This is a genomic window from Dolichospermum sp. UHCC 0352, assembly GCF_009711925.1.
GTDB lineage: Bacteria > Cyanobacteriota > Cyanobacteriia > Cyanobacteriales > Nostocaceae > Dolichospermum > Dolichospermum lemmermannii.
Window position 1 is genome coordinate 1 of sequence record NZ_VIKY01000252.1, and the last position, 25,368, is coordinate 25,368.

The window sequence follows — 25,368 nt, forward strand, 5'->3', positions numbered from 1 at the left end:
AAGGCTAGTTATGGGTAGAAATTATCAAACTGTTTCTACCCCCCATTTTAGAATGGAAGTAAGTAATGAGACAAAATTAATTACACAAATATTTGGACTGAAATCCGTAATGGACAAAGGATTGGTAAATAAATAATATGTAATTAATTCTGTCCAGGTACTTATGGAACAATGAACTACCCCTGGCTAACTTCGTTTGAGCTTACTGAGAATGAGATAATCAGAGCAATCGCCTATTTTCCTTGTTAATATTCCTTGTTAAAAAATAATAAAGGTTATTTATAGATTTGAAATTTAAGATAGCTTATTTAACGTGGTGCAAACAAAACACTTGAATTATTAAGCGTATAATATGAAACTGCAAAACTTCTTGAATACAGAGGAAAAATGGGGTTACGAAGCGATCGCTGAAGATCGGGAATTGTCTCGGCAAGTTCAAGTAAGATTAATTGATTTAAGACTCCTAGAACCACCCGCCGACGGACTATTTGGACCAGTTTCCACAGCCGCACTGAAAAAGTTCCAAACCTTAACAGAAACAGGAGAAACTGATTTTCTAGGTGCAGTCACAGCCAAAAAATTGATTGAAACTAAAACAGAAGACCTGCCAAAACCTCCTTTAAATCTAGGAACTGATATTGCCAGCAAGATCATTAAATATATGTTGGCTAAAAATTATGAAGTATTCACCAATCCCAAAGAATACAACATTGTTTATATCGAGGGTATAAATGGAGACTGGACACTCAATAGTGATGCTGCCAACGCCTTTAATGACCGCCGCATTGTGATCGAAATCATAGATGGTGTCCCCAAAATCGTTGATCATTGGCAAGCAACTACTGAACCAGGTAGTAAATATACTCACAACCCCATGAATCCCAAAGGAGCAGCAAGAATCCAGTTTGGACAATACAAGGCTTGGAGAGTGGGAAGACACGGTACTTCCAATCCCCATGAAGCATTAGTTCAATGTGGAAACATCACTGTTTGTCGAGATTTTAACGAAGATTTCAAACGAACTGGTGATGAATTGGATACAGGTGATGATTTTGCCGTTAATCAACATTGGGGCTATGATTACCCCAGCAATGATATCAAAGGAGCTAGTGCAGGTTGTTTAGTCGGTCGTCTAACGGAAGGACACCGTGAGTTCATGGCTATCGTTAAGCAAGACCGCCGCTATCTTCAGAACAATAGTTACACTTTTTATACTACCATCATTTCCGGGGATGATTTATTACAGTCAACTTAACGCAAAACCTCATATCCAGTGAACAACCTGGTCTGGTAATGGGTAATGTTCATGATGGCTACTTAATTTAATAGGCGATAAAATCCCCGGTTTTATCCTTTAATTCTGCCAGTGCGATCGCTCATACTATGTTATTACTTAGCACTGGTATCCGTTTGAGAAGTCTGAAGCTTTGTTAGATTTTACCAATTTGACTGATTTACAGGTTTGGTTAACAGCTTTACAGGATTAATAGACATCTGGTAGAAATTAAATATGCGTGACCTGAAACCCTTGTAGAGAAATTCCTACATTCATTCATGGAGAAATCTATTTTATTGATTAATCCGATCATTACCTGTATAATCACTGATATGTTTGTGATTATCAGGCGATTTTCGGGAAATTTACCATGAAACTGGATTTAACAAAGTTTTATCAAACTTGTAACCCTGCTAAAACCCTAGTATTAGGGAACGCTGAAGATAGAAAATATTATATTGATTTTTCTCAAGTGCGTGGTGCAAAGATTATTCAAGAATTAAATCGCACTATTACTAAACTTTCACCTGAAGACCCTACCTGTCAATTATTTACAGGACATATTGGTTGTGGTAAATCTACAGAATTACTCCGATTAAAAGCAGAATTAGAACAGCAAGATTTTCATGTAGTCTATTTTGAATCTAGCCAAGTTTTGGATATGGCAAATGTTGATATTACAGATATTTTATTAGCCATAGCAGGTCAAGTTAGCAAAAGTTTAGAAACCGTCGCAATTAATCTTAAACCTGGGTATTTTCAAGAATTATTTACATCAGTCAATCAATTTTTACAAAGTCCCATAGACCTAGAAGTTAAATTTTCTGTAGTCATTGCTGAAATTACCGCTAAAACAAAAGAAAATTCTCAAAATCGTGATCAACTAAGGCAATATTTAGAACCGCGCACAACCAGAATTTTAGAATCAATTAATGAAGATATTATCAAACCTGCACAAAGAAACCTCAAACAGCAAGGTAGAAAAGGTTTAGTTGTTATCGTTGATAACTTAGATAGAATAGATAATACTCCTAAACCAAATAATCAATATCAACCAGAATATCTCTTTGCAGAACGTGGTGATAAGTTAAAAACATTAAACTGTCATATTGTTTATACAATTCCCCTAGTATTGATATATTCTAATGCTTTAGGTAGATTAAAAGATCGTTTTAATGTCAGTCCTAAAGTTTTACCAATGGTTGCAGTAAAACAGAGAGATGAATCTGATTTTACTCTAGGAATTAACCTTTTACAACAAATGATTATGGTCAGAGCTTTTCCTAATGTAAATTGGGAAAATTGCCAAGCAAACCAAAACTTAATTACCCAAGTTTTTGACAGTGCTGATACATTAGAACGACTTTGTAAAGTTAGTGGTGGTCATTTACGAAATTTGTTATCTTTACTCTATAGCTGTTTACAACAAGATGATCCTCCCATTTCTCGTGACTGTTTAGAAAGAGTGATTAAACAAGAATGTAATAATTTAAATCGGGGAATTGATGATAAAGAATGGCAATTATTAAGAGAGGTATCAAAAACCAAAAGCATTACAGGTCATGAAGAATATAATATGTTAATTCGGGATCTGTTTGTGTTTGAATATATAGATGAAGATGGATCTTGGTTTGATATTAATCCCATTTTGCAAGAATCACCAAAATTTAGGTTATGAATAATCAACCAGATAGTTTAGATGTTGAAAATCAGGGTAATTTTAAAACATTAGTCAGATCAATTACCCTGTCTCAAGGTGAATTTTCACTGATTTTATTACGGTGTAATTATGGTTTTGTTCAACAACAAATATTTACCAAGTTACAGGAATTAGAAACTGTAAATATTAATAAAATTGATTTACCACCAAATGTCAAAACCCTATATACAAATATAGCTGCACAATTGGAAAATGCAGAACCAGCAGCATTAATAGTATTTGGGTTAGAGTCAGTCCAAAATATTGATACAGTTTTGACTTCAGCTAACCGAGTCCGTGAACAATTTAGAAATGACTTTAGGTTTCCTCTATTCTTTTGGGTAAATGATCAAGTTCTTACTAAAATAATTAGATTAGCACCAGATTTTAAAAATTGGGCAACTACAATTGAATTTAACACTTCTACCAATCAATTAATTGATTTTATTCAACAAGAAATAGATACAATATTTGCAGGGGATATAACTAATCTAATTTTTTCTAATCTTTACCCAGAATTAGTAGCAGCTAAACAAGATTTACAACAACAGGGAGAAGTATTAAACCCAACTATTAACGCTAGTTTAGAATATATTTTTGGTTATCGTGATTATTTAGATGATAACTTAGATTCAGCCTTAGAACATTATCAACAAAGTTTAGATTTTTGGCAAGAAAATAATAACTTAGATAGACAAGGTACACTTTTAGTTAAAATTGGTTTAATCTACTACCGCAAAGCCTTCATAAATCAGGTAGATAATCAAAAATCATGGGAAGAAGCAGAAAAATATTTTCAACAAAGTTTAGAGATTTTTAAACAAACACAACAGACAGATTTATTATCTAGTTACATTATTCTTTTATGTGAAGTTTACTTAAATCTGCAAGCATGGGAAGAATTAGAAAAATCAGTTAATGAATCTTTAAAACTACACCAAAATCAAGATATTGCTTCTATTTTATTGGCTAAAGATTATGGATTTTTAGCAGAATTGGCTTTACATAAATCTAATTTTAATGAAGCCAAACATTATGCAGAAACAGCATTAAAAACATTAAACACTATAATTCAACAAAATATAATTCCCAAAAATGAAGATGTATATTATCAATTTTTATTAGCAAAATCCTATCAAGGTTTAGGAGATATACCTACTACTCTTGAAAAATTAGAAGCAGCGAAAAATAATACAGAGATTGAATATAATCCCAAATTGTATATTGATATTCTAGATAAATTAAATTTACTCTATTTTCAACAAGGTGAATATTTAAAAGCCTTTAATACCAAACAAGAAAAACTACAAATAGAACAACAATATGGTTTTCGGGCTTTTGTGGGTGCATCATATTTAAACCCACAATGGAAAATTATTCAATCTACAACTTCAGAAATTGCCAAGACAGGAACAATAGCACAAGAAATTTCTGCTTCTGGAAGAGAACAAGATGTTAAAAAACTCCGAGGCAGAATTGCCCAAAATCAATATAAATTAACCATAATTCATGGCCAGTCTGGAGTTGGTAAAAGTTCAATTCTACAAGCTGGTTTAATTCCAGCATTGCAACAAGAAACAATTGACGCAAAACAGGTTTTACCTATATTATTAAGAGCTTATACCAATTGGGTAGAAAAATTAGGAGAATGTTTAAATTTGAATATATCAAATATACATTATTCTCCAATAATTCAACAATTGCGAAAAAATAATCAAAATAATTTATTAACAGTTTTAATATTTGACCAATTTGAAGAATTTTTCTTTGTTTATAAAGAACAGACAGAAAGACAACCATTTTATGATTTTTTAAGACAATGTTTAGATATTCCTGATTTAAAAATTGTGCTATCTTTACGGGAAGATTATTTACATTATTTATTAGAATTGGAAAGAAAATTTGCCAATTTAGAAGATACAGATATAGTTAACAGTACGGATATTTTAAGTAAATCTATTCGTTATTATTTAGGTAATTTTATTCCTCAAGATGCAAAAGAAGTATTTAGCAGTTTAACCAAAAGAAGTAAATACCCATTAAATAAAGATCTAATAACTAAATTAGTCCAAGATTTAGCAGGAGATATCGGAGAAATTAGACCGATAGAATTACAAATTGTCGGTACACAGTTAGAAAATCAAAAAATTACCACTTTAGGAAAATATCAAGAAGTTGGTAATAAGGAAGCATTAGTTCAGGGTTTTTTACAAAATGTAATTAAAGACTGTGGTGAGGAAAATGAAAAATTAGCAAAATTGGTTTTATATTTACTGACAGATGATAATAAAACTCGTCCTTTAAAAACTCGTGCTGAATTATTCAAAGAATTAGATTTATTTGTAGATCATATCGAGTTTGATGAATTAGAATTAGTTTTAGAAATATTGGTAAAATCTGGATTAGTTTTATTAATTCAGGAATCTCCAGAAAATAGATATCAATTAGTACATGATTATTTAGTAGATTTTATTCGTCAACAGCAAAAAGATGAAGATTTAGCAAATTTTGCTAAAACAAAAGAAGAATTAGCACTAGCAGCAATAAAATTAAAACAGGAACAGGAAGCTAGACAACTAGTAGAGGATGCGAAAATTGAAGCTGATAAACAAATTAAAAAAGGAGAAAAAAGATTAAAATTAAGTTCTGGTTTAGCTGTCGGTTTAGTAATAGTTGCGGGTATGGCTTCTGTTTATGGTATGAATCAGTTGAGAGAAACTAATATTGCTAAAGACAAACAAACTCAATTACAAGCACAAACGCAACAATTAGCAAGTCAAACCCAAGATTTAAAACTACAATCTCAAGCGGCAGAGAAAAATAAACAAACAGCAGAAAAGAACTTTAAGTTAGCAGCACAGAATACTAAAAAAGCACAAGAAAATCTATTAGCAGCTAAAACTAAGTTAAACGAAGTAAAGAAACAAGCTGAAACACTAAAACAGAAAAATATAGAAGCAGAGTCAAAAATCCAAACAGCTAACGATAGGGTGAAAACTGCGGCAGAAAAATCACAACAAGCACGAAGACAACAACAGGAAGCAGAAAACAAAGCTAAAAAAGCTGAACAAACTTTTATCAAGGCAAATGCTGAATTAAAAACAGCAGATGCAGCTAAAAAAGAAGCACTGCTAGTTACTAAACTAGAACAAGGTGGAGTCAATGTTTTAAGACAATTCCAACTTGAAGAATTGCCATCTTTAGTATCTGCTGTTCAGAATGCTAAGACTTTAAAAAAATTAGTCAAAAATAATTCTCTGAATAAATACCCAACTATTAGTCCTATTTATGCTTTAAATAATATCCTCGATAATATTAAAGAACTTAACCAATTGAAAGGTCATCAAAGTTATGTCTATAGTTTGAGTTTTAGTCCGGATGGCAAAACCATTGCTACTGCTTCAGATGACAAAACAGCGCGGTTATGGAACTTAAAGGGAGAACTACTGCAAGAGTTTAAAGGGCATCAGAGTTCTGTCAATAGTATAAGTTTCAGCCCGGATGGCAAAACCATTGCTACTGCTTCAAATGACAATACAGCGCGGTTGTGGAATTTAAAGGGAGAACTACTGCAAGAGTTTAAAGGGCATCAGAGTTCTGTCAATAGTATAAGTTTCAGCCCGGATGGCAAAACCATTGCTACTGCTTCAAATGACAATACAGCGCGGTTGTGGAATTTAAAGGGAGAACTACTGCAAGAGTTTAAAGGGCATCAGAGTTCTGTCAATAGTATAAGTTTCAGCCCGGATGGCAAAACCATTGCTACTGCTTCAAATGACAATACAGCGCAGTTGTGGAATTTACAGGGGCAACAACTCCAGGAATTTAAAGGCCATCAACGTTATGTTAGGAGTGTGAGTTTTAGCCCGGACGGCAAAACTATTGCTACTGCTTCAAATGACAATACAGCGCGGTTGTGGAATTTACAGGGGCAACAACTCCAGGAATTTAAAGGCCATTACGGCTGGGTCAATAATGTGAGTTTCAGCCCGGATGGCAAAACCATTGCTACTGCTTCTTGGGACGGTACAGTACGGTTGTGGAACTTAAAGGGACAACAACTGCAAGTATTTCAGGGGCATCACAATGGTGGCCATACTGTGAGTTTTAGTCCGTACGGCAAAACCATTGCCACTGGTTTAGGGGACGGTACAGTGCTGTTGTGGAATTTACAGAGGCAACAACTCCAGGAATTTAAAGGCCATCAACGTTATGTTAGGAGCGTGAGTTTCAGCCCCGACGGAAAAACCATTGCTACCGCATCCGATGACAAAACAGCGCGGTTGTGGAACTTGCAGGGGCAACTGTTGCAAGTATTTCAGGGACATCAGAGTCCTATCACAAGTGTGAGTTTTAGTCCGGACGGCAAAACCATTGCTACTGCTTCAAATGACAAAACAGCGCGGTTGTGGAACTTGCAGGGGCAACTGTTGCAAGTATTTCAGGGACATCAGAGTCCTATCACAAGTGTGAGTTTTAGTCCGGACGGTAAAATCATTGCTACCGCATCTGATGACAAAACAGTGCGGTTGTGGAACTTGCAGGGGCAACTGTTGCAAGTATTTCAGGGGCATCAGGGTGATGTCAATAGTGTGAGTTTTAGTCCGGATGGTAAAACCATTGCTACCGCATCCGATGACAAAACAGCGCGGTTGTGGAACTTGCAGGGGCAACTGTTGCAAGTATTTCAGGGTAATCAGAGTCCTATCACAAGTGTGAGTTTTAGTCCGGACGGCAAAACTATTGCTACTGCTTCAGGGGAAGGTAAAGCGCAGTTGTGGAACTTAAAGGGGGAACGGCTGCAAGTGTTTCAGGGTCATCAGTATGGTCTCTATAGTGTGAGTTTTAGCCCCAACGGCAAAATTATTGCTACTGCTTCTTGGGACAAAACAGTGCGACTGTGGAACTTACAGGGACAAGTGCTGCAAGAATTTCAGGGGCATGGGGGTCCTATTACAAGTGTGAGTTTCAGTCCCAATGGCAAAATCATTGCTACTGCATCAGAAGACACAACAGCGCGTTTGTGGACTGTGCGGGATTTAGACAGGGCTTTAAAGGATGGTTGTGAATGGTTAAAGGATTATTTACAAAATCCGAGTGTGGGTTTGAGTGAGGAGGATAAGCGGTTGTGTGATGGTGTGTGAAATTGTCTGAATCAGGATTTCCAGGATTAAAGGATTAACAGGATATAATTGTTAATGGGTAGTGAATATTTTTCAATGGTCTGAAAATTAATCTAAACATTCACAGGAAAAATAATAAACTACCATCCTGTACATCCTCAAATCCTGGATATCCTGATTCAGACAAAAAGTAGAAAAGCTAATCTAAACATTCACATAAAAAATGATAAAATTACCATCCTGGTCATCCTTAAATCCTGTACTTCGACTTCGCTCAGTAACCGAAAATCCTGATTCAGACAATAAAGAATTTAACAATTAAACAAAATAGTTTATTGTTTCATCCTGTTCATCCTTAAATCCTGGATATCCTGATTCAGACAAATAGATAATCCTAGTTCATCCTTAAATCCTGTAAATCCTGATTCAGACAATATTAATAATGTCAATAAACCTACTAATTCCCCATTCCCCTACTGGAGAATATCACTGTCAGACTAACCTAAATATCTATAATTCTCCTGAATGTGTCAGTTTAGCTACCCAAGCCGCAACAGGACGACATTTACGAATAACATCAAATCATCAAAATACAGCAATTGCAGTTTGTTTATGTGAAGATGATTATCCAGGATGGTTATCTGTTCAAGATTGGCAATTTCTCCAACCCACAACAACAATATATCAACCCCAATTTATCTCCACAGCAGAAATTCAACAACACATACCCACAATTATTGCCTAAGTTCAAAGCCTCTCCCATCATAAAAGCTGCTCCTTTTCCCTCCCTTGTAGGGGAGGGTCAGGGAAGGGTGCGGGGAGAGGTTTACAAGAGGGGTTTTATATTTAGTTCAACTATGAAACGTTTGCAGTATATAACCCGCCTAGCGAATGAAAAAATACCTTCAGTACACTGCGCGAACGTGAGTTAAAAAGAAATTAATTCTTCATTAGTCGACGCAGGTAGACTTGGTTTGTGTAGTGGTGTTCGCGTTAGCGTGCCAGAGTCTCTACATATATTCGCCCAAAACTTTTAAAACATCCTCTTAGTTTTTCACCAATGGAGATCTAAAAATCATATTTCTGAAGATAAAATAAAATTTTTATCCTGGTTTTATATCATAATATTTTTTGTTTTAATTCTTTTTAATAAAAAAATCTTATCATTCATGCCGATTTATTGACATCAACACACATTTTATGATAACAATGTGTGTTTGGGACTCCTAAACAAAATCCCCACATCAATAGTCTATTGTTTGGATTTAGCCCCCAAAATGCTGGTAAAATCACTCTCCTCAGTACACTAGCTACCTAGAAATTAATTAATAGCTACTCGTTAACCTATCAACCTGTGTCATGGTAATTGGATATCTAAATTGTTTATACAGATACCCAAAATTTTAGCCTGTGCTAAAATCAGCATACCGGCACGACGCAGGTGATAGGAAAAATGCCATGTTTGAGCGCTTCACAGAAAAAGCCATTAAGGTAATCATGCTGGCCCAAGAAGAGGCCCGCCGTTTAGGTCACAACTTTGTCGGCACTGAGCAAATCCTCTTGGGTTTGATTGGTGAAGGCACAGGAGTAGCCGCCAAGGTGCTGAAATCAATGGGAGTTAATCTTAAAGATGCTCGCATTGAAGTTGAGAAAATCATAGGCCGGGGTTCAGGCTTTGTCGCCGTAGAAATTCCGTTTACGCCACGGGCAAAACGGGTTTTAGAACTATCCTTGGAAGAAGCACGCCAATTGGGGCATAACTACATTGGTACCGAGCATCTGTTGTTGGGCCTGATCCGCGAAGGGGAAGGTGTCGCAGCCAGGGTGCTAGAAAACCTCGGTGTAGATTTGACCAAGGTGAGAACCCAAGTGATTCGGATGTTGGGAGAAACGGCGGAAGTTACGCCGGGTGGCCCCTCTGGTCGCACTAAAACCCCAACTCTCGATGAGTTTGGATCAAACCTGACCCAAATGGCCATTGATAACAAGCTCGATCCTGTGGTGGGACGCGCCAAGGAAATTGAGCGGGTAATTCAAATTTTGGGTCGCCGGACTAAAAACAATCCCGTGTTGATTGGTGAACCAGGTGTTGGTAAAACCGCCATCGCTGAAGGTTTAGCTTCACGGATCGCCAGTAAGGATATCCCCGATATCTTGGAAGATAAGCGTGTAGTAACTCTCGATATTGGTTTACTGGTAGCAGGAACTAAATATCGGGGTGAATTTGAAGAACGTCTCAAAAAAATTATGGATGAAATCCGCTCTGCGGGTAATGTCATCCTAGTAATTGACGAAGTTCACACCTTAATTGGTGCGGGTGCTGCCGAAGGGGCGATTGATGCGGCGAATATCCTCAAGCCAGCTTTGGCGCGAGGTGAGTTGCAATGTATCGGCGCTACTACTTTGGATGAGTACCGCAAACACATTGAACGGGATGCAGCGTTGGAAAGACGCTTCCAGCCTGTAATGGTGGGTGAACCTTCTGTTGATGAAACAATAGAAATTTTATATGGTTTGCGCGATCGCTATGAAGCACACCACAAACTGAAGATATCCGATGAAGCATTGGTGGCGGCGGCGAAATTGTCTGATCGTTATATTAGCGATCGCTTTTTGCCAGATAAAGCCATTGACTTGATGGATGAAGCGGGTTCACGGGTGCGCCTGATTAACTCCCAACTGCCCCCAGCCGCGAAGGAGTTAGACAAGGAACTACGGCAAATCTTAAAAGAAAAAGATGATGCAGTCCGTTCCCAGGACTTTGATCGGGCAGGAGAACTGCGTGATCGGGAAATGGAAATCAAAGCCGAAATCCGCACTATTGCTCAAACTAAGAGTAACGGTGCTAGTGGTGACGGTGTTGAACCTGTAGTTACAGAAGAAGACATTGCTCACATTGTCGCTTCCTGGACAGGTGTACCGGTGAACAAACTCACCGAGTCTGAGTCCGAGAAGTTGCTGCACATGGAAGACACCTTACATCAGCGGCTCATCGGTCAAGAAGACGCTGTGAAGGCTGTTTCCAGGGCTATTCGTCGCGCTCGCGTTGGCTTGAAGAATCCGAATCGGCCGATTGCTAGTTTTGTCTTCTCTGGTCCGACTGGGGTAGGTAAAACCGAATTAGCGAAATCCTTGGCTTCCTACTTCTTCGGTGCTGAAGAAGCCATGATTCGCTTGGATATGTCCGAATACATGGAGCGTCACACCGTCAGTAAATTGATCGGTTCACCTCCTGGTTATGTCGGTTACAACGAAGGTGGTCAGTTAACAGAAGCTGTCCGTCGTCGTCCTTACACTGTGGTGCTATTCGACGAAATCGAAAAAGCACACCCCGATGTGTTCAATATGCTTTTGCAGATTTTGGAAGATGGGCGTTTAACTGACGCGAAAGGTCGCACGGTGGACTTTAAGAACACTTTGCTGATTTTGACTTCCAACATTGGTTCTAAGGTGATTGAAAAAGGTGGTAGCGGTATCGGCTTCGAGTTCTCTGAAGATGCGACTGAGACACAATACAACAGAATTCGCTCTTTGGTGAATGAGGAACTGAAGCAATACTTCCGTCCTGAGTTCCTGAACCGGTTAGATGAAATTATCGTCTTCCGTCAGTTGAATAAGTTGGAAGTTACCCAAATTGCCGAAATCATGCTCAAGGAAGTGTTTGGTAGGTTGACGGAAAAAGGCATTGTCTTAGAAGTCACTGACCGCTTCAAGGATCGCTTGATAACTGAGGGTTATAGTCCTAGTTACGGTGCAAGGCCATTACGTCGGGCAATTATGCGCTTATTGGAAGATAGTTTGGCGGAAGAAATTCTGTCTGGACGCATCAAAGATGGCGATACTGCTCTTGTTGACGTTGATGAAAATGGCATTGTTCAAGTTAGTTCTCAACAAACACGGGAGTTGTTACCCCAAGGTGTTGAGTCTTAGTTAGGTTTTTGTAATTGTTAATTGAACGGTGGAGGATTTCAGTTCTCTACCGTTTTTTTTGTTTCGCGCAAAGGCTCAGAGAGGAGAAGGAGTGATATATTCGTTATAATGAGTTTTATTGAGGAGTATGGGTCATTCCTACATCTGAGCAAAAAACGCAGTTATTTATTCTGTGTTGTTGGTTAACTAAACTATGTTTTAGTAATAGTCAAAGATTAATTGAAAGTGAAGAATAACTATTATGATTTTTACTGATGTCGTAGAAGCAATAAAAGGGTTTTCAATTGAAGAAAAGTTACAAATTCAATTGTTATTGCAGCAATATTTAAGAGAAGAACGCCGCGAGGAAATTTATCAAAATTTGCAAGCACCGAAGCGAGAAGAAGAAAATGGTGAACTCACTTTTTCTGCAAATATTGATGAATTAAAACAACAGTTTCTCAGCCGTCGTGAACTTATAAAGTTACCTCTAGAAGAACGAAAAAAGATTTTAGCGTCACAATCTGATTTAATGTTAGAGCATTACCAGCAAGACACAGAATGGCAAGAATTACAAACGGGAGACTTAATTGATTACTAATTCTTCTATTCCTAAACGGGGTGATATCTGGCTAACTAATTTTGATCCAACTGTGGGAGCAGAAATTAAAAAAGTAAGACCCGCTATAATTGTCAGTTCTGATGGTGTTGGTAAGTTACCAATTAAATTAATTGCACCAATTACAGATTGGAAGGAATATTATGCTGAAAATATTTGGCACGTTAAGATTGAGGCAAATATCAAGAATAGTTTGTCGAAAGATTCTGCTGTAGATATTTTACAATTGCGTGGCGTAGATGTACAAAGATTAATTCGTAAAATTGGAGAATGTTCGAGTGAAATAATGGAAGAAATTGCTGCGGCTATTGCGGTGGTGGTTGAGTATAATGAATAGTATGTATGATGCTGGAATGATAAAGATTGTGGTAAAAATAAAAAAAATTCGCTTTTGATTAAAAAAACGAAAAAATATTTATATGATTTTATTCAATTTATACAATTATATTGGTCTAATAAAAACTTGAACTATCATACCATCTGTAGTTTTGCTTAAATCGTTTTCAAGACCACGAGGATTTTTGATTCTTCTTTCTGGATCATAAACAAAACAAATGAGAGTTTTACAATCAGGATGTGATTTATAACGAGTAATGTCTATAATTAATTGTTCTCCAACTTTTTTAGCAGTAAGATTTTCACTTGTCTTTTTAAGTTCAATAATAGTTTGTTCCTGCTTTAAAAGAAAGTCAACTCTTGAAGATCCACCGGCATAACTTGGAGTCGGTTCCTCATCTTTGATATCATCAAAATATAAAGTTAGTAAAGCATGAAATAAATCCTGAACATCATACTCATCAATAATTTCTATTGTACTTCTGTTACTATGTCTGTTTTTTATTTGTCTTGCAAATAAATCAAATTTATTGCAAAGAATTTTAATTTTATCTAAAGTGAGAATAATAGGTTGTTGATTGATGTTGTTTTCGTCCCAATAATCTTCTATTTCCTTGATCATTGATTCTAAAATTGGGCATCCTTTTTCTAAGCCTTGCTTTAATTGTCGTTCATATTCTTGTTGATTAGTCAAGGAATTAGGAGCAGATATACTATAAAAAATATTTTTAAATTCCTCTATATGTCGAGAATCTTTTTCAAATATTTGTTCAATCAAAATTTCTGTATCTCGTTTCCATTTAATAAAGAGTTTTTCTTTTTCTCTATATTGTGTTCCTGGAATTATGTATTTTAAATTATCAATTAATTGAATTTGACGTTTAAGTTTTTCGATGGCCTCTTCTTTTTTCATTTTTTTCACCCTGATTTACAACATAGCTGCATTGTAACATTTATGATCACTAACGCGAAAGATGTCGTTTAGTAAAGCTTACCGAAGCGATCGCTCTTAGTTAAACTATACTGGAGATGTGCAATTATGCGGAACCCAGTACCAAAGGCGATAGCGAAGCGCTGACTGAAGGTATCGCTTGATCAAGTATAATAAACTAATCACGAAAAAGGATGAAATAAAATGCAAGCTATTCTCCTCAGCAGCGAAGAAGTCGCAAACCGTGCCAAAGAATTATATGAAAATGGTATTCGTCAACAAGTAGAAACTGATGAAAACATCGGTAAAATGATAATTATTGATATAGAAACAGGTGAATATGCTATTGATAAAACAGGCATAGAATCAGCGCATTATTTACGGAATAAAAACAGATTTGCTCGACTTTTTGGTATTCGCATTGGTTACAAAGTGGCTGCATCATTTAGTGGAGAAATGGAGCGTGATTATCCATGATAACTGGCATTATCAAAAATGGACGTGCAACTGTTAATGTCATATTTCGATTAGAAAATCAACCAGATTTTACAATTGAATTTGTGATTGATACAGGGTTTACAGAGTTTCTTTCCTTACCGACCGCAGCAGTTAATCTCTTAGGTTTTCCTTGTGTTTATGATATGTATGCAACTTTAGCAGATAATAGCCGTGTGCTTTTACCAGTACATCAAGCTACCATTATCTGGAATGGAGAAGAAAGAGTAGTTAATGTTTTAGCTACAGGAAAGCGTTCCTTATTAGGAACTGCTTTACTTGACGGTTATAAACTATCTATCCAATTTACAGAAGGTGGTTTAGTAACAATTGAAGAATTATAGTTTAATATTACAGCACTATGTTAGGCGTTTAAATTCCTGAATCCTTACGAGAATTAATTTTTCCCTACCATTTTTCATAGATATTAAATGCGGTCTTTTCTTTCCCCTCAATGTGAATTATGACTATTTATTTCTCCACAACAGCCAATTTCAAAGGATACAAAGGCTCAGATCCATTTAACTGCCAAATTCTGAACACCAATACAGAAGCAACAGTTAACCATACACAAGAAAAAGATAAAATCATTCCCGCTAAAGGAACAGTTTGCCAATAAATTGCTGTTACGACTATAGCCGATAACCAAGGCCCTAAAATCACCACAGGAACAGCCGCACCTAATCTCCGTTCTACCGTAAAAATCGTATTCCAAGTATCTCCTAAAGCCAGATGTACCACAAACAGAATTAAAGGTAATACCAAAAATTGGTGATTCATTTCCTGCCAAACTAATACAGAAGAAATTACTCGCAATACAGCAATGAACATCCAAACTATGGGAAATGCTAAAGGTGGAGGAGACCATCTTGGTCTAATTACCTGGTCATAAGTTGTCCGAGAACGGGTATTATCTAAAAGCGAAAAAATGCGGGAACGGATACTTAATAATGCAAAAAATAATGCCGTGACTAAAGTGCTAAACCAACTGGGAAAAGCAGAATTATTGTCAATTAAAATTACTAATTTTTCCATTCCCAGCAACACAAGAATCATCACTCCTATTTGCAGAATAGTCCCTAATTTATAAACTAAAACTGCCTTGATATCTAATTCTTGTGTATCCGTTACTGATGTATTTAGAGACTGTTGTTGATTGCCAGTTTTTACCCCCATCACCATGTTTACAAACTGTTCAAGTATGCCACTATTATTGGATTGATTCATAATTAAGAGATAGTGAGTAGTTTGTAGTTAGTCCGCTTGAATTTTAACTTAATTAATTGCCAAAAATTTTCTGAATTGGTGTGTCAATAAATAGAACTAGGAAATCATTCAATCCTCAATAATCTGAATTTCCTCAAGTTGATTAATCACCACATCTGCACCTTTAACATTATCTGCCCTCCCAATCCAAGTAATACCAATACAGCCAGCAGCTTTAGCATCACGTGCCATTTGCATATCACCCACAGAATCACCTACCATTAAAGTTGCCCCTGGTGCTACTCCCAAGGCTTGACAAGCTTCTAAAAACAGGGCTGGATCTGGTTTACTTGGACCCTCATCAACTCCCTTTTCCAGTTGCAAATAATCGCTTAATTGGTGATTAATCACAAATTTCTCTACATCTTCAGTAGTTGCGGCTGACAGAATCCCCAATTTTAATCCCGCTACTGACAAAGACTGTAATACCTCCAAACTACCCACAAATAAAGGTGAGGAAGTTTTGCTAACATATTGATCAGCCTCTTCTAAAGCTTGACGGGCAATTTTCAAAGATTCAAACCATCCTCTTCCGGTTTCCGCAATATAGGCTGCTGCTGCAACTTCCGTTTCTTTGCGACTCGCTACTGATATTAAACCCGCTGGATCTAAAAAATCGCCATTAATACCAAAAGCCATTAACAATGGTTCACCAATACCGGGAATTTGCGCGTCTATTATCTGCGTTGCTTTTTGTGCCAACGTTATTAAATATGACTCGGAATCTTCTAAAGTCCCGTTTTTATCAAATAAAATTGCTTCAATATGAGAAAACGCAATGTTTTTACATTTAATAGTTACCATATTTTTCAGTTGTTAAAGAACAGGGAATAATTCAATTGAATAGCCAATTGCCATAAAAAAAGAGGGAAAAACCCTCTTAATTCAATACTTTCATGATCTCAGTTGTAGGTAATTACAACTATCAATCTATGATTCAATAGCCGCTGGGATCTCTTCTTCAATTTCTGTTGCTGCGGGAATTTCCTCCTCAGCTACAGCTTCCACAGGTGCAATTTCTTCAGCGCCTTCCACAGGTGCTACTTCCGCAGGTATAGTAATACCTTGCTGTTTGGCAAGCAATTGTTCCCGATACTTAGCTGCCATTTCTTCAGCCTTATCGTAAACCAAATCACGGTTCTTGATCATGTCACCAGGTTCTGGTTCTAACTGTTTGGTAGACAGTGAAATCCGTCCCCTTTCTGCATCCAAGTCAATGATCATTACTTTCACTTCATCATTGACATTGAATACACTATGAGGAGTGTCAATATGCTCGTGGGAAATCTCAGAAATGTGTAGCAGTCCGCTCACGCCACCAATATCAATGAAAGCACCGTAAGGTTTGATACCGCGAACAGTACCAATAACCACTTCGCCAACTTCCAAACGGTTCATCTTCCGCTCAACCAGCGCCCGACGATGGGAGAGAACTAAGCGGTTACGCTCTTCATCTACTTCTAAGAATTTCAAGGGCAGTTCTTCGCCTACCAAATCTTCCTTGGGTTTGCGAGTGCTAATATGAGAACCGGGGATAAAGCCGCGCAATCCTTCAATTCGCACTAATGCACCACCACGGTTGGTTGCGAAAACGCCAGAACGGACAGTAGCATCTTCTGCTTGCAACTGCCGCACTCGCTCCCAAGCCCGCATATACTCAATCCGACGAATTGAAAGGGTGAGCTGACCATCTTCATTTTCATCGGTAAGAATGAAAAATTCCCGTGTTTCGTTTGATTGTAAGACTTCTTCCGGGGCATCGACCCGGTTAATAGACATTTCTTGTATGGGTATATATGCTGCGGTTTTCGCACCTATGTCAATCAGAGCGCCGCGCGGCTCTATACTGAAAACTGTACCCGGTACGACATCTCCAGGGCTGAAGTGATAGTCGTATTTATCAAGTAGAGCAGCGAAATCTTCGTGGGTAAATCCAATTTCTGTAGCGGTTAAGTTCTGATTGACCATGCTAATGTATTCCTGGGTCTAGTCTCCGTAAAGGTTTTGTCATAAATTCAGTTTATATGTAAGTAGTGGGAGGACAATTTCCACTTACATTGCTGTCTTATCCTAGCTTAGAATAGCTAGTCTTAACACATATCAACTTCCAGACATAAAATTATATCATATATGGCAGTGAATAGGGAATGGGTAATGGGTCATAGGGAGCAGGTGATATCTGAGTTTTAATTCTCACATTCCGCACTTCATTGTGTAGTACAGGCACAAGTGTAATAAGTAGCAGAAATAGTTTAAATATAAACACATAGTTTAGTTAGTAATAAATATAGGCAGTAATATAATGATTGCCAACGAATTCAAATTAATAAGGTGTTGACAATAAATTCAGGAGCAAAAATGAGAGAATGAATCTGAATTAAATAAAAATACCAAAAAATATAACCAAAAAGAAGAACTTGGGTCTTTTAAACCAACTTCAGAAGTTGTAACTTTTACCAGGTCAGATTCTTGCTCATTTTGAGAAGTTTTGAGAACATCTGCCCATTTCGGAGCATTGCTTTTAGTTGTTTTCTTTAATTGAATTTTGAAACGGATGCGTGTTTTGTTTAGTTTGGAGAAGTTGTATCTTTCAACAACAGCGTTTTGGAGGAAGGTTTCGTTTGAGTAGCATATTGTTTTGGGAATCATATTATTTGCTCACTCCCAGATAAGCGTTAGCTTGCAACTGATAGCTACACAAATTTGTTCCCAAATATGTGATTTCAAGTTTGAGATTGCCGCAATGGCAAAACCATGCAATTCAAATTACAAAGTTAAATTGCATAGCTTTACTAATCTATTTTTTCAATCATAACTACTCTATTAGAATCACGTTTTGCTTTGCCTTTATTACATACCAAGGTAACGGTTTCATTCATTTTTAACTTGATTTTATCATTGAATTTACCAACGCTAAATAAAGACGTAATTGCTCTATAAAGATCCTCTTCACCAATTGACAAAGATTGACCTATAATCCACTCTGCTGCTACTGCTAGTTCTTCTACGGGAATTTGTTCTATTTTCCGCTTTCTATTTTCAATTGGTTGTCGCGCAAACTGCAAATTTTCCCATTGTTTTTTTGAAGTCCATATAAAATCTTGATGACACCATAATTGTTTTTGTTCAACAAGTTGATTCACTTGATCAGTAATACGTTTAGTAAGTGCTTGGGAAACTTTACTGAACGACCAACACTGAGCTACAGAACGTACAATGTCTGTAATTAAAATGGGGGCTTCAATTTCTGCTATAGATAAGATTTTTTGTTTAATGATAGGTATTGCTTCGTCATTATAAATTAATTGATTTTCTGTAGTTACAATTTTTAATTCTGCTATTTGGTAAGGGATTATAGGAGTAGGAACGCTAGAAATTTGATGAGAATTTTCTAGAGATGTTTTTGCGACAGATGAACTTTTAATAGAGTTGATTTCAGTGGGTTCGATTGCTAATGATTTTAATTGATGTAAATTTGATATGAGAGATTTATCTGTTTCAACTTGATTAGTTTTTTCAGTATTTCTAATATCTTCTTGATCAAATTCTTGAATTGCAGTTTCTAATGCTTGTTTTAATCTTTCTAATTCTTGCGCTCGTTTAAATTGCCAATCGAGTGACCAAATTCTATGTATGCGCCAATTTAAACTTTGTAATACTGATGGACGCACACCCTCCCGATCTTGTACAGTAGCGGCTGATTGATAAGTTTTCCCATCAGTTTCAATACCAAGCACATAAACATCTGATTTATGAGGATGAAATACAGCTAAATCAATACGATAATCTCCACAACCAACTTTGCAATTAACTGTATAGCCCATATCAACTAAAGCTTGATAAATTTCCTTTTCTATGCCACTATCAAAGTCATTAGTTCTTAAAAACTGAGTGGTATTTGATGTACCTAATTTTTCTGCAAATTCTAGAAAATCTTTGAGATGACTAACTCCAATTGTATTGGTACGGTTTAAATCAATTTGAGAAGCAGTTATTGTTGAAAAAATACGTAAACATAGACGCGCACGAGTAAGTGCAACATTAAGTCTCCTTTCTCCACCAGCATTGTTTAAATTACCAAATTTCATGGACATTTGACCATGTTGAGTAGGAGCATAACAAATACTAAATAAAATTTCATCTCGTTCATCTCCCTGAACACTTTCTAGATTTTTAACAAATACTTTTTCACTAAATTCTTTATCAAAATGTGGTTCGATTTCTGGGTATTTCTTACGAGCATCTTCTAATAATTGATCAATTACTTCTTTTTGTGACAAACTAAATGTAATTATGCCAAATGTGCGTTCATGTCTTTGATAAGTGCGTAATTGTTGCACTAAAAATTCTACCAATACTGTGGCTTCTCGTTTATTTGTTCTTTCTCCTGGTTCATAAAATCCATCAGGAGTGTGATGCCATTTTAAACCCAAGGAAGGATTAAAACTATTTGCGGTTGGGAAAATAGTTAGTTTACCATCATAGTAATTTCTATTACTAAAATCAATTAAAGTTTCATGACGACTGCGATAATGCCATTGCAGCATTTGTTCAGGAAATTGACTAGCGATCGCCTCATCCAGTAAACTCTCTAAATCTACAATATCATCTTCATTTGTGATAGAATCACTATTATTTTTACCTACTGAGCGAGTTGGTGGCATTTGTTTAGAGTCACCAACTATAATAACTTGTTTTCCTCTAGCGATCGCTCCAATTGCATCATGAGTTTCTAACTGGGATGCTTCATCAAATACAACTAAATCAAATTTTGTACCATCAGCAGGTAAATATTGAGCCACAGATAAAGGACTCATAAAAAAACAAGGTTTTAATCTCGGTAAAAGATTGGGAATTTTTTTAAAGAAAGACCTAATAGATATATGTCCTTTTTGTTTCAGGTTTTCTTTTTTAATAATCCCTATTTCTGAACCCTCAAAAACTACATTATTTCCAGGTAGTTTTTCTGCTAAATTAGCACGGATAAAATCTTGACAGAGTTTTAAATATTGCTTTTGTAATTGACTAAATTTCTCTATTTTTTGCGATTGTTCTCCACCTTCAAAATTACATAATACAGGTTGAGTATCAAAATTTTTCACAAACCAAGGTCGCAGAATAGACTTTAATAAAACCTTGTGAATATCTTCTAATTCAATCTCTCCCTGACGATGAGCTTCTACTAATGGGTTAAGATTTTTTTGTGCTAATTCAGAGCAAATTTGATTGTAAAGACACCAATTTGGAAAATCTGACTTATGAAGACTGAGTTGAGTAAGTAAATTATGCAACTGGTTAATAAAATTCTGACTGGAACTGTCAATAATTTCATTTTCAGTCTGAATTTTTCCCATAAATTGATTTAAAGTTAATTCTAAATCATTAAAACTCTGAATCAAATTATTTGTTTTATCTTGTATTTGTGGATAGTGAATGACTTTTTCTGTAGCTTTTGATTTCATTTTCTCAATAATCTGCATAAATTCATCATCAAGCGTGAGAATAAAGTTATAAAAGCGATGACTTCTTTCTAACAGTCCTTGTAATTCACTGATATTGTTATAATCTGGTTTCCAAACTGGAGCAAATAATTTATCAAGTTTTTGTTTTTGCCTTTGCAGATTTTCATGTAGTTTTTTAAATTCTAAAGCTAATCGCAAATCTTTAATAATTTGTTCATTGTCAGGTAGTTTACCTTTAGTAAAAGAACGGAGAGCGAAACGGGGAATAATTTGTAAAAACCAACGTAATAAAGGAAAGGATTTCTGCACTTGTTCAAAGGTTTTTAACTGTTTTTCTAAATCGCAAGTATATATTTGCTCATTCCAATGTTGTGCTAATTGAGTTTGATGTTTTAATATCTGACGTGAGGACTGTAAATAACCATTAGTAAACTGATAGATATTTAACCATTTTTCTCCATCAAAAGCACCGACATAAATTCCCCCAGCAGCTAAATCAAGTCCTATTTGTGGTAATTGTCGTAATAAATTTAAAGAAGGTTTAATATCTATGGATAAAGTTGTCAAAAATGCCGTTAATGCTTTGTCTAAATTAGATAACTTGGCTTTTAGTTGATTCAGAAAATTACTGATTTCATCTTGTAGGGATAAACTTGATTCACAACAATTACTAATTTTCCAAGAATTTTGATCAATAGCACCAACTTTTCTGGCACGGATCACATATTGATCTAGTAAATTACTGAATTTTTTTAACTGCGCTTGAGTTAAATTATCTATATCTATTCCTGATAAATGGATAGATTCAATATTTTCTAGTTGTGTTAATTCTCCTAAAACTCCATACAGAGAATTACCAAGAGGATATTGATGATGCAATATTTGAGGATAACTAGCAAGTTGTTGTTTAATTTGTTCTAATTCTTCAATAATTTCTGCCAAAGGTACATTAGATAAACGTTCTTGATTTAAAGATGTTGCTAAAGAAGTAATAACTTGTTTACGGTTAGCTTTATCACTATGGAGTTCTAAACAAAAATCACCTAATCCTATTTGATTTAAACGACGTTGAACAACTTCCAAAGCTGTCATTTTTTCAGCTACAAATAAAACTGATTTACCTTTAGCTAAAAAAGCAGCGATTAAGTTAGTAATAGTTTGTGATTTTCCTGTTCCTGGTGGTCCTTGCAGTACAAAACTACGTCCTTGTAATGCTGCATAAACAGCAGAAAGTTGAGAAGAATCTGCATCAACTACCATTGGTATTTCTGACATTGGAAGAGTATCCAAAATCTGAGGTTGTATTTCTCCCACAGGATCAGCAAGAGGTTGTAAACCTCCCATAGCAATATGTTGAACTAGGGGATTTTTTAACAAAATCTCTGTATTATCCTGCAAATCTTTCCATAGGAGGAACTTACCAAAGTTAAAAGTGGTAATTACGACAGCATCTATTACTAACCATCCCGGTTGATTGGCAATAACTTTTCTAACTTCTTGGAAAGCTTTGGTAATATCAAATCCACTTTCATCTTCTGGAGGTTTAGCGAGAATTTGTATTTCTAATCCGTAATCTTTACGAATTTTTTCAAATAAAGTCACGTTTCCTAACGGATCGTTATCTCCTAAACTAAAACTAACTCGATAATTGCTGCGATTAACAGTTAAGTTAATAGGATATAAAAATAAAGGTGCTAGTTGGGGAATTTCCTTTCCTTTTTCTTTATATTGCAGTAAACCTAATGCAATATAAAGGTTACTAGCTCCGGTTTCTTCTTTACTGACAATAGCTTCTTTTTCTAATATTTTACCTGTTTTCTCCAGCCATTGTTGATTACAATTTAGTGGAATTCCATATTTTGCTAAAGCCTCCGTTCCTAATCCATGAATTGCTTGACATTTACCCTGAGATAAATCTGATGCTTTTCTTGCTAATATTTCACTTTCATCACTTCTATTTTGTAATAATTGCTGATTTCTTTGGTCTTTATCATCTGAACCTGGAATAATTTCAATTGACTGACCAGATGCAAGATAATCTTCAAACTCTGGCAATAATTTATCATGTATATCTAAAATTATGAATGTTTGTTTTTTTATGTTAACCTTTTTCAAAAAGGCTTGATAAGCGTGATTAAGTAAAGCTGTTTGATATTGCCCAATTATTCTTTGTAATTCTTGTTGTAAAAATGGAAATTCTATATTTTGATTAAAACTTTTAACATAAGCATCTAAATTAAATTGCTGACTTAAATTAAAATCTTTTCCTAATATTTTTTCTGTCTTAATACTGTTAAACATTTGTATTAACTGAGCAATTAATTTTGGATCTGTATTTTCTTGAAATTTTTCAGTATGGTCATTAATAATACCCGCTAAGTAATTTTTAATTTGTTCAATTAAAATCTCTGCAATTAATTTACTAACATCTAAGTTAGCAAGATTTAATAGTCTATTTTTTGTAGATAAATCTAATAAACTTGCTTTCCATCTCTGCAAGCGTTTTTCTACTGTTTCTGGTAACTTCTCTTTTACTTTTTGTGTGGTAACAGGTTCAACTTCTCCATTCTTTTGAGCTAATGCAGCTTGTTTTAATATTTGTTTTGCTAAACTGGTAATTTCTGCATGATCAACTTCAGTATTTTCAACTGCTTCCATCCGAATTGGTAAAGGTTTATAGCCATTATTTCTCGCAATGTTGATATCAATCGCTCTTTCAAAAAGAGAATTTTTTTCTGCTTTTAAATAGAAATAAGCTATTTGAATAGCCTTGTCAAAAGGTGGTTGAGGATAACTAGCATAAGTGCTAGAATCAAAAAATAACAGAGATTGAGATTCATATAAATTAATCAATTTTCCTACATTATCAATTATTAATTCTGAGTTAACATCTTCTTCTAGCCAAACCCCTGGTAAAACATGATTATTAAATTCAATCAATAAAGAATTTAATCCCATTTGCTCTAAACAAGCAGCAGCAAGAACAGATAAATCAGCACAAGTTCCCATCTCTTCCAGTAGAACTTGATCTGCTAAACGAATTTTTTGATATCCTTCAAAAGAAGCAGGTGGATTAATATAAGAAATTCCCAATTGTTTAAAAGCTTCATATAAAGCTTTAGTCATTTCATAAACTTTTTGAGGATTTCCTGTTTGATATCCATCTAAAGAATTGTTTCCGGTATTGCTTTTTAAAATTTCCCGTACTTGTTTCAAAACCTGCATAATTACCGGATGATTGGGAGTAACAAAACAAGCATAGGTAGCTGGAGGAACTCCACCCCAAGCATGAGAATTATAGGCTAATAATTCAACTTCTTGTTTATACTTTGCAAGAATCTCATCCTCTTGTTTAACGCTACATTCTAATATAATTCTTTCAGATTCCAATGTTTTCGCAAGTCTACCGGGAGGTAAGTGGATATCAATAACCTCAAATTTACACCCCTCTCCTCCATGAAGTCTTGGAATTGGTATATATAATGCTTCTCCAAGATCAGGAAATAAAGCTACTTCTAATATTGCATTTTCTAAAGGTGAAGGATCATTATTAACAATATATACAGGACCAACTAGAGGCACTCCTGACTGTTCAAGTGCGAAACTAAACAAGGGTTTATGTTCTACCCGAAATTCAAGATTTTGATCTGTCATAGCTGTTCTGGGATCTTTGAGTGAACTAATAAAGATAATTATACAGTAATTCAAGCATTAAGTAGGTACACAGATTCAACCTACAATGGGTTGAATCTGTGTACCTAAAATGACAAATGATATTTCTGAGTATTGCCTCTCTTGTTTATTCCTCTACTAACCCAAGTTGCTAGTTATGTGAGATATTAAATTTTAAATATTATTACTTAGACTAAAGAAATAATCCTAAAAAAGTGACATGGATTTTCTCAAATTTTATAGCTAAGTCAGTCACTTGATGCTTAATACTTAGTGATATATGATAGCAATTTTTTTAGTGCCAAATATTAATAACTCACTCAGATAGATGAATTAGAAATTAAAAACTAGGAGAATTTCCTCCATACAGAATTATCAGAGGGAAAAATGTTAGATAAAATAATCACAATCTACGCTATTGTAGACGATTTATTAAAAGCAATTGGACATACCGAGGATATTCGGTGTCAGATGAGTGATGCAGAAATTATTACTACGGCATTAGTTGGATCTATATTTTTCGGTGGCAATCATAGTCAGGCTTGCAACTATATGAAAGATCATCAGCTAATCCTCAAGA

General features: G+C 35.5%; 14 protein-coding genes and 2 pseudogenes. 10 read left to right on the forward strand and 6 right to left on the reverse strand.

The annotated features are described in order from the left end of the window. Positions 1–352 precede the first annotated feature (352 nt). From FJR06_RS18105 to FJR06_RS18135, 7 genes are all read left to right on the forward strand, one after another. Positions 353–1,255 carry a peptidoglycan-binding protein gene (locus FJR06_RS18105; RefSeq protein WP_168651962.1) on the forward strand — a complete coding sequence of 301 codons (903 nt, stop codon included), beginning with the start codon at positions 353–355 and terminating at the stop codon, positions 1,253–1,255. A gap of 391 nt (positions 1,256–1,646) precedes the next feature. Next, the gene (locus FJR06_RS18110) at positions 1,647–2,954 is read left to right on the forward strand and encodes a P-loop NTPase fold protein (protein ID WP_168651963.1); all 1,308 of its coding nucleotides are present in this window, start codon (positions 1,647–1,649) and stop codon (positions 2,952–2,954) included. Continuing rightward, entirely contained in the window at positions 2,951–8,119 is a 5,169-nt protein-coding gene (locus tag FJR06_RS18115; RefSeq protein ID WP_168651964.1) for a PD40 domain-containing protein, read from the forward strand. The genes FJR06_RS18110 and FJR06_RS18115 overlap by 4 nt, the downstream gene beginning before the upstream one ends. Before the next feature lie 421 nt (positions 8,120–8,540). Further along, positions 8,541–8,843, forward strand: coding sequence for a hypothetical protein (locus tag FJR06_RS18120; protein ID WP_254434450.1), 303 nt, complete (start codon positions 8,541–8,543; stop codon positions 8,841–8,843). Between the two features lie 713 nt (positions 8,844–9,556). Continuing rightward, entirely contained in the window at positions 9,557–12,028 is a 2,472-nt protein-coding gene (locus FJR06_RS18125) for an ATP-dependent Clp protease ATP-binding subunit (RefSeq protein ID WP_168634358.1), read from the forward strand. Between the two features lie 241 nt (positions 12,029–12,269). Continuing rightward, on the forward strand, positions 12,270–12,608 hold the full coding sequence (locus tag FJR06_RS24485) for a hypothetical protein (protein WP_242032295.1): 339 nt from the start codon (positions 12,270–12,272) through the stop codon (positions 12,606–12,608). Next, positions 12,598–12,963 (forward strand): type II toxin-antitoxin system PemK/MazF family toxin, encoded by a 366-nt coding sequence (locus FJR06_RS18135; protein ID WP_168651965.1) that lies wholly within the window; start codon positions 12,598–12,600, stop codon positions 12,961–12,963. The genes FJR06_RS24485 and FJR06_RS18135 overlap by 11 nt, the downstream gene beginning before the upstream one ends. Before the next feature lie 105 nt (positions 12,964–13,068). Here the strand turns inward: FJR06_RS18135 and FJR06_RS24040 are convergent, their stop codons facing one another. After that, positions 13,069–13,875: a hypothetical protein gene (locus FJR06_RS24040; RefSeq protein ID WP_217359792.1), complete on the reverse strand. Its 807-nt coding sequence runs from the start codon at positions 13,873–13,875 to the stop codon at positions 13,069–13,071. A 222-nt stretch (positions 13,876–14,097) separates the two neighbouring features. Between FJR06_RS24040 and FJR06_RS18145 the strand changes: the two genes are divergently transcribed. Both FJR06_RS18145 and FJR06_RS18150 read left to right on the forward strand, forming a co-directional pair. Then, a complete protein-coding gene (locus tag FJR06_RS18145) occupies positions 14,098–14,370 on the forward strand; it encodes a hypothetical protein (RefSeq protein WP_168651966.1) in 273 nt (90 codons plus the stop codon). After that, the gene (locus FJR06_RS18150; RefSeq protein ID WP_168651967.1) at positions 14,367–14,732 is read left to right on the forward strand and encodes a clan AA aspartic protease; all 366 of its coding nucleotides are present in this window, start codon (positions 14,367–14,369) and stop codon (positions 14,730–14,732) included. The genes FJR06_RS18145 and FJR06_RS18150 overlap by 4 nt, the downstream gene beginning before the upstream one ends. A 127-nt stretch (positions 14,733–14,859) precedes the next feature. Here FJR06_RS18150 and FJR06_RS18155 read toward each other — a convergent pair whose 3' ends face one another. The 5 genes and pseudogenes from FJR06_RS18155 to FJR06_RS18175 form a co-directional block, all read right to left on the reverse strand. Beyond that, positions 14,860–15,615, reverse strand: a complete 756-nt coding sequence (locus FJR06_RS18155; RefSeq protein ID WP_168651968.1) for a TspO/MBR family protein — start codon at positions 15,613–15,615, stop codon at positions 14,860–14,862. 108 nt (positions 15,616–15,723) lie between these two features. Continuing rightward, complete coding sequence (locus tag FJR06_RS18160) at positions 15,724–16,458, reverse strand: HAD family hydrolase (protein ID WP_168651969.1); 735 nt, start codon at positions 16,456–16,458, stop codon at positions 15,724–15,726. A gap of 126 nt (positions 16,459–16,584) precedes the next feature. Then, positions 16,585–17,622 carry a 30S ribosomal protein S1 gene (locus FJR06_RS18165; RefSeq protein ID WP_168651970.1) on the reverse strand — a complete coding sequence of 346 codons (1,038 nt, stop codon included), beginning with the start codon at positions 17,620–17,622 and terminating at the stop codon, positions 16,585–16,587. 456 nt (positions 17,623–18,078) lie between these two features. After that, positions 18,079–18,303: pseudogene (locus FJR06_RS18170) on the reverse strand (hypothetical protein); the annotation flags it as partial. 143 nt (positions 18,304–18,446) lie between these two features. Beyond that, positions 18,447–24,770, reverse strand: coding sequence for a DUF4011 domain-containing protein (locus FJR06_RS18175; RefSeq protein ID WP_168651971.1), 6,324 nt, complete (start codon positions 24,768–24,770; stop codon positions 18,447–18,449). A gap of 405 nt (positions 24,771–25,175) precedes the next feature. On the opposite strand from FJR06_RS18175, the pseudogene FJR06_RS24045 reads away from it, so the two are divergent. After that, a pseudogene (locus FJR06_RS24045) lies at positions 25,176–25,368 on the forward strand (IS982 family transposase); the annotation flags it as partial.

Excerpts from the sequence above, each read along its gene's own strand:
- FJR06_RS18165 (WP_168651970.1), bottom strand. The coding sequence starts at position 17,622 with ATGGTCAATCAGAACTTAACCGCTACAGAAATTGGATTTACCCACGAA.
- FJR06_RS18105 (WP_168651962.1), top strand. The coding sequence starts at position 353 with ATGAAACTGCAAAACTTCTTGAATACAGAGGAAAAATGGGGTTACGAA.
- FJR06_RS18145 (WP_168651966.1), top strand. The coding sequence starts at position 14,098 with ATGCAAGCTATTCTCCTCAGCAGCGAAGAAGTCGCAAACCGTGCCAAA.
- FJR06_RS18120 (WP_254434450.1), top strand. The coding sequence starts at position 8,541 with ATGTCAATAAACCTACTAATTCCCCATTCCCCTACTGGAGAATATCAC.
- FJR06_RS18150 (WP_168651967.1), top strand. The coding sequence starts at position 14,367 with ATGATAACTGGCATTATCAAAAATGGACGTGCAACTGTTAATGTCATA.
- FJR06_RS24040 (WP_217359792.1), bottom strand. The coding sequence starts at position 13,875 with ATGAAAAAAGAAGAGGCCATCGAAAAACTTAAACGTCAAATTCAATTA.
- FJR06_RS18155 (WP_168651968.1), bottom strand. The coding sequence starts at position 15,615 with ATGAATCAATCCAATAATAGTGGCATACTTGAACAGTTTGTAAACATG.
- FJR06_RS24485 (WP_242032295.1), top strand. The coding sequence starts at position 12,270 with ATGATTTTTACTGATGTCGTAGAAGCAATAAAAGGGTTTTCAATTGAA.
- FJR06_RS18110 (WP_168651963.1), top strand. The coding sequence starts at position 1,647 with ATGAAACTGGATTTAACAAAGTTTTATCAAACTTGTAACCCTGCTAAA.
- FJR06_RS18160 (WP_168651969.1), bottom strand. The coding sequence starts at position 16,458 with ATGGTAACTATTAAATGTAAAAACATTGCGTTTTCTCATATTGAAGCA.
- FJR06_RS18175 (WP_168651971.1), bottom strand. The coding sequence starts at position 24,770 with ATGACAGATCAAAATCTTGAATTTCGGGTAGAACATAAACCCTTGTTT.
- FJR06_RS18125 (WP_168634358.1), top strand. The coding sequence starts at position 9,557 with ATGTTTGAGCGCTTCACAGAAAAAGCCATTAAGGTAATCATGCTGGCC.
- FJR06_RS18115 (WP_168651964.1), top strand. The coding sequence starts at position 2,951 with ATGAATAATCAACCAGATAGTTTAGATGTTGAAAATCAGGGTAATTTT.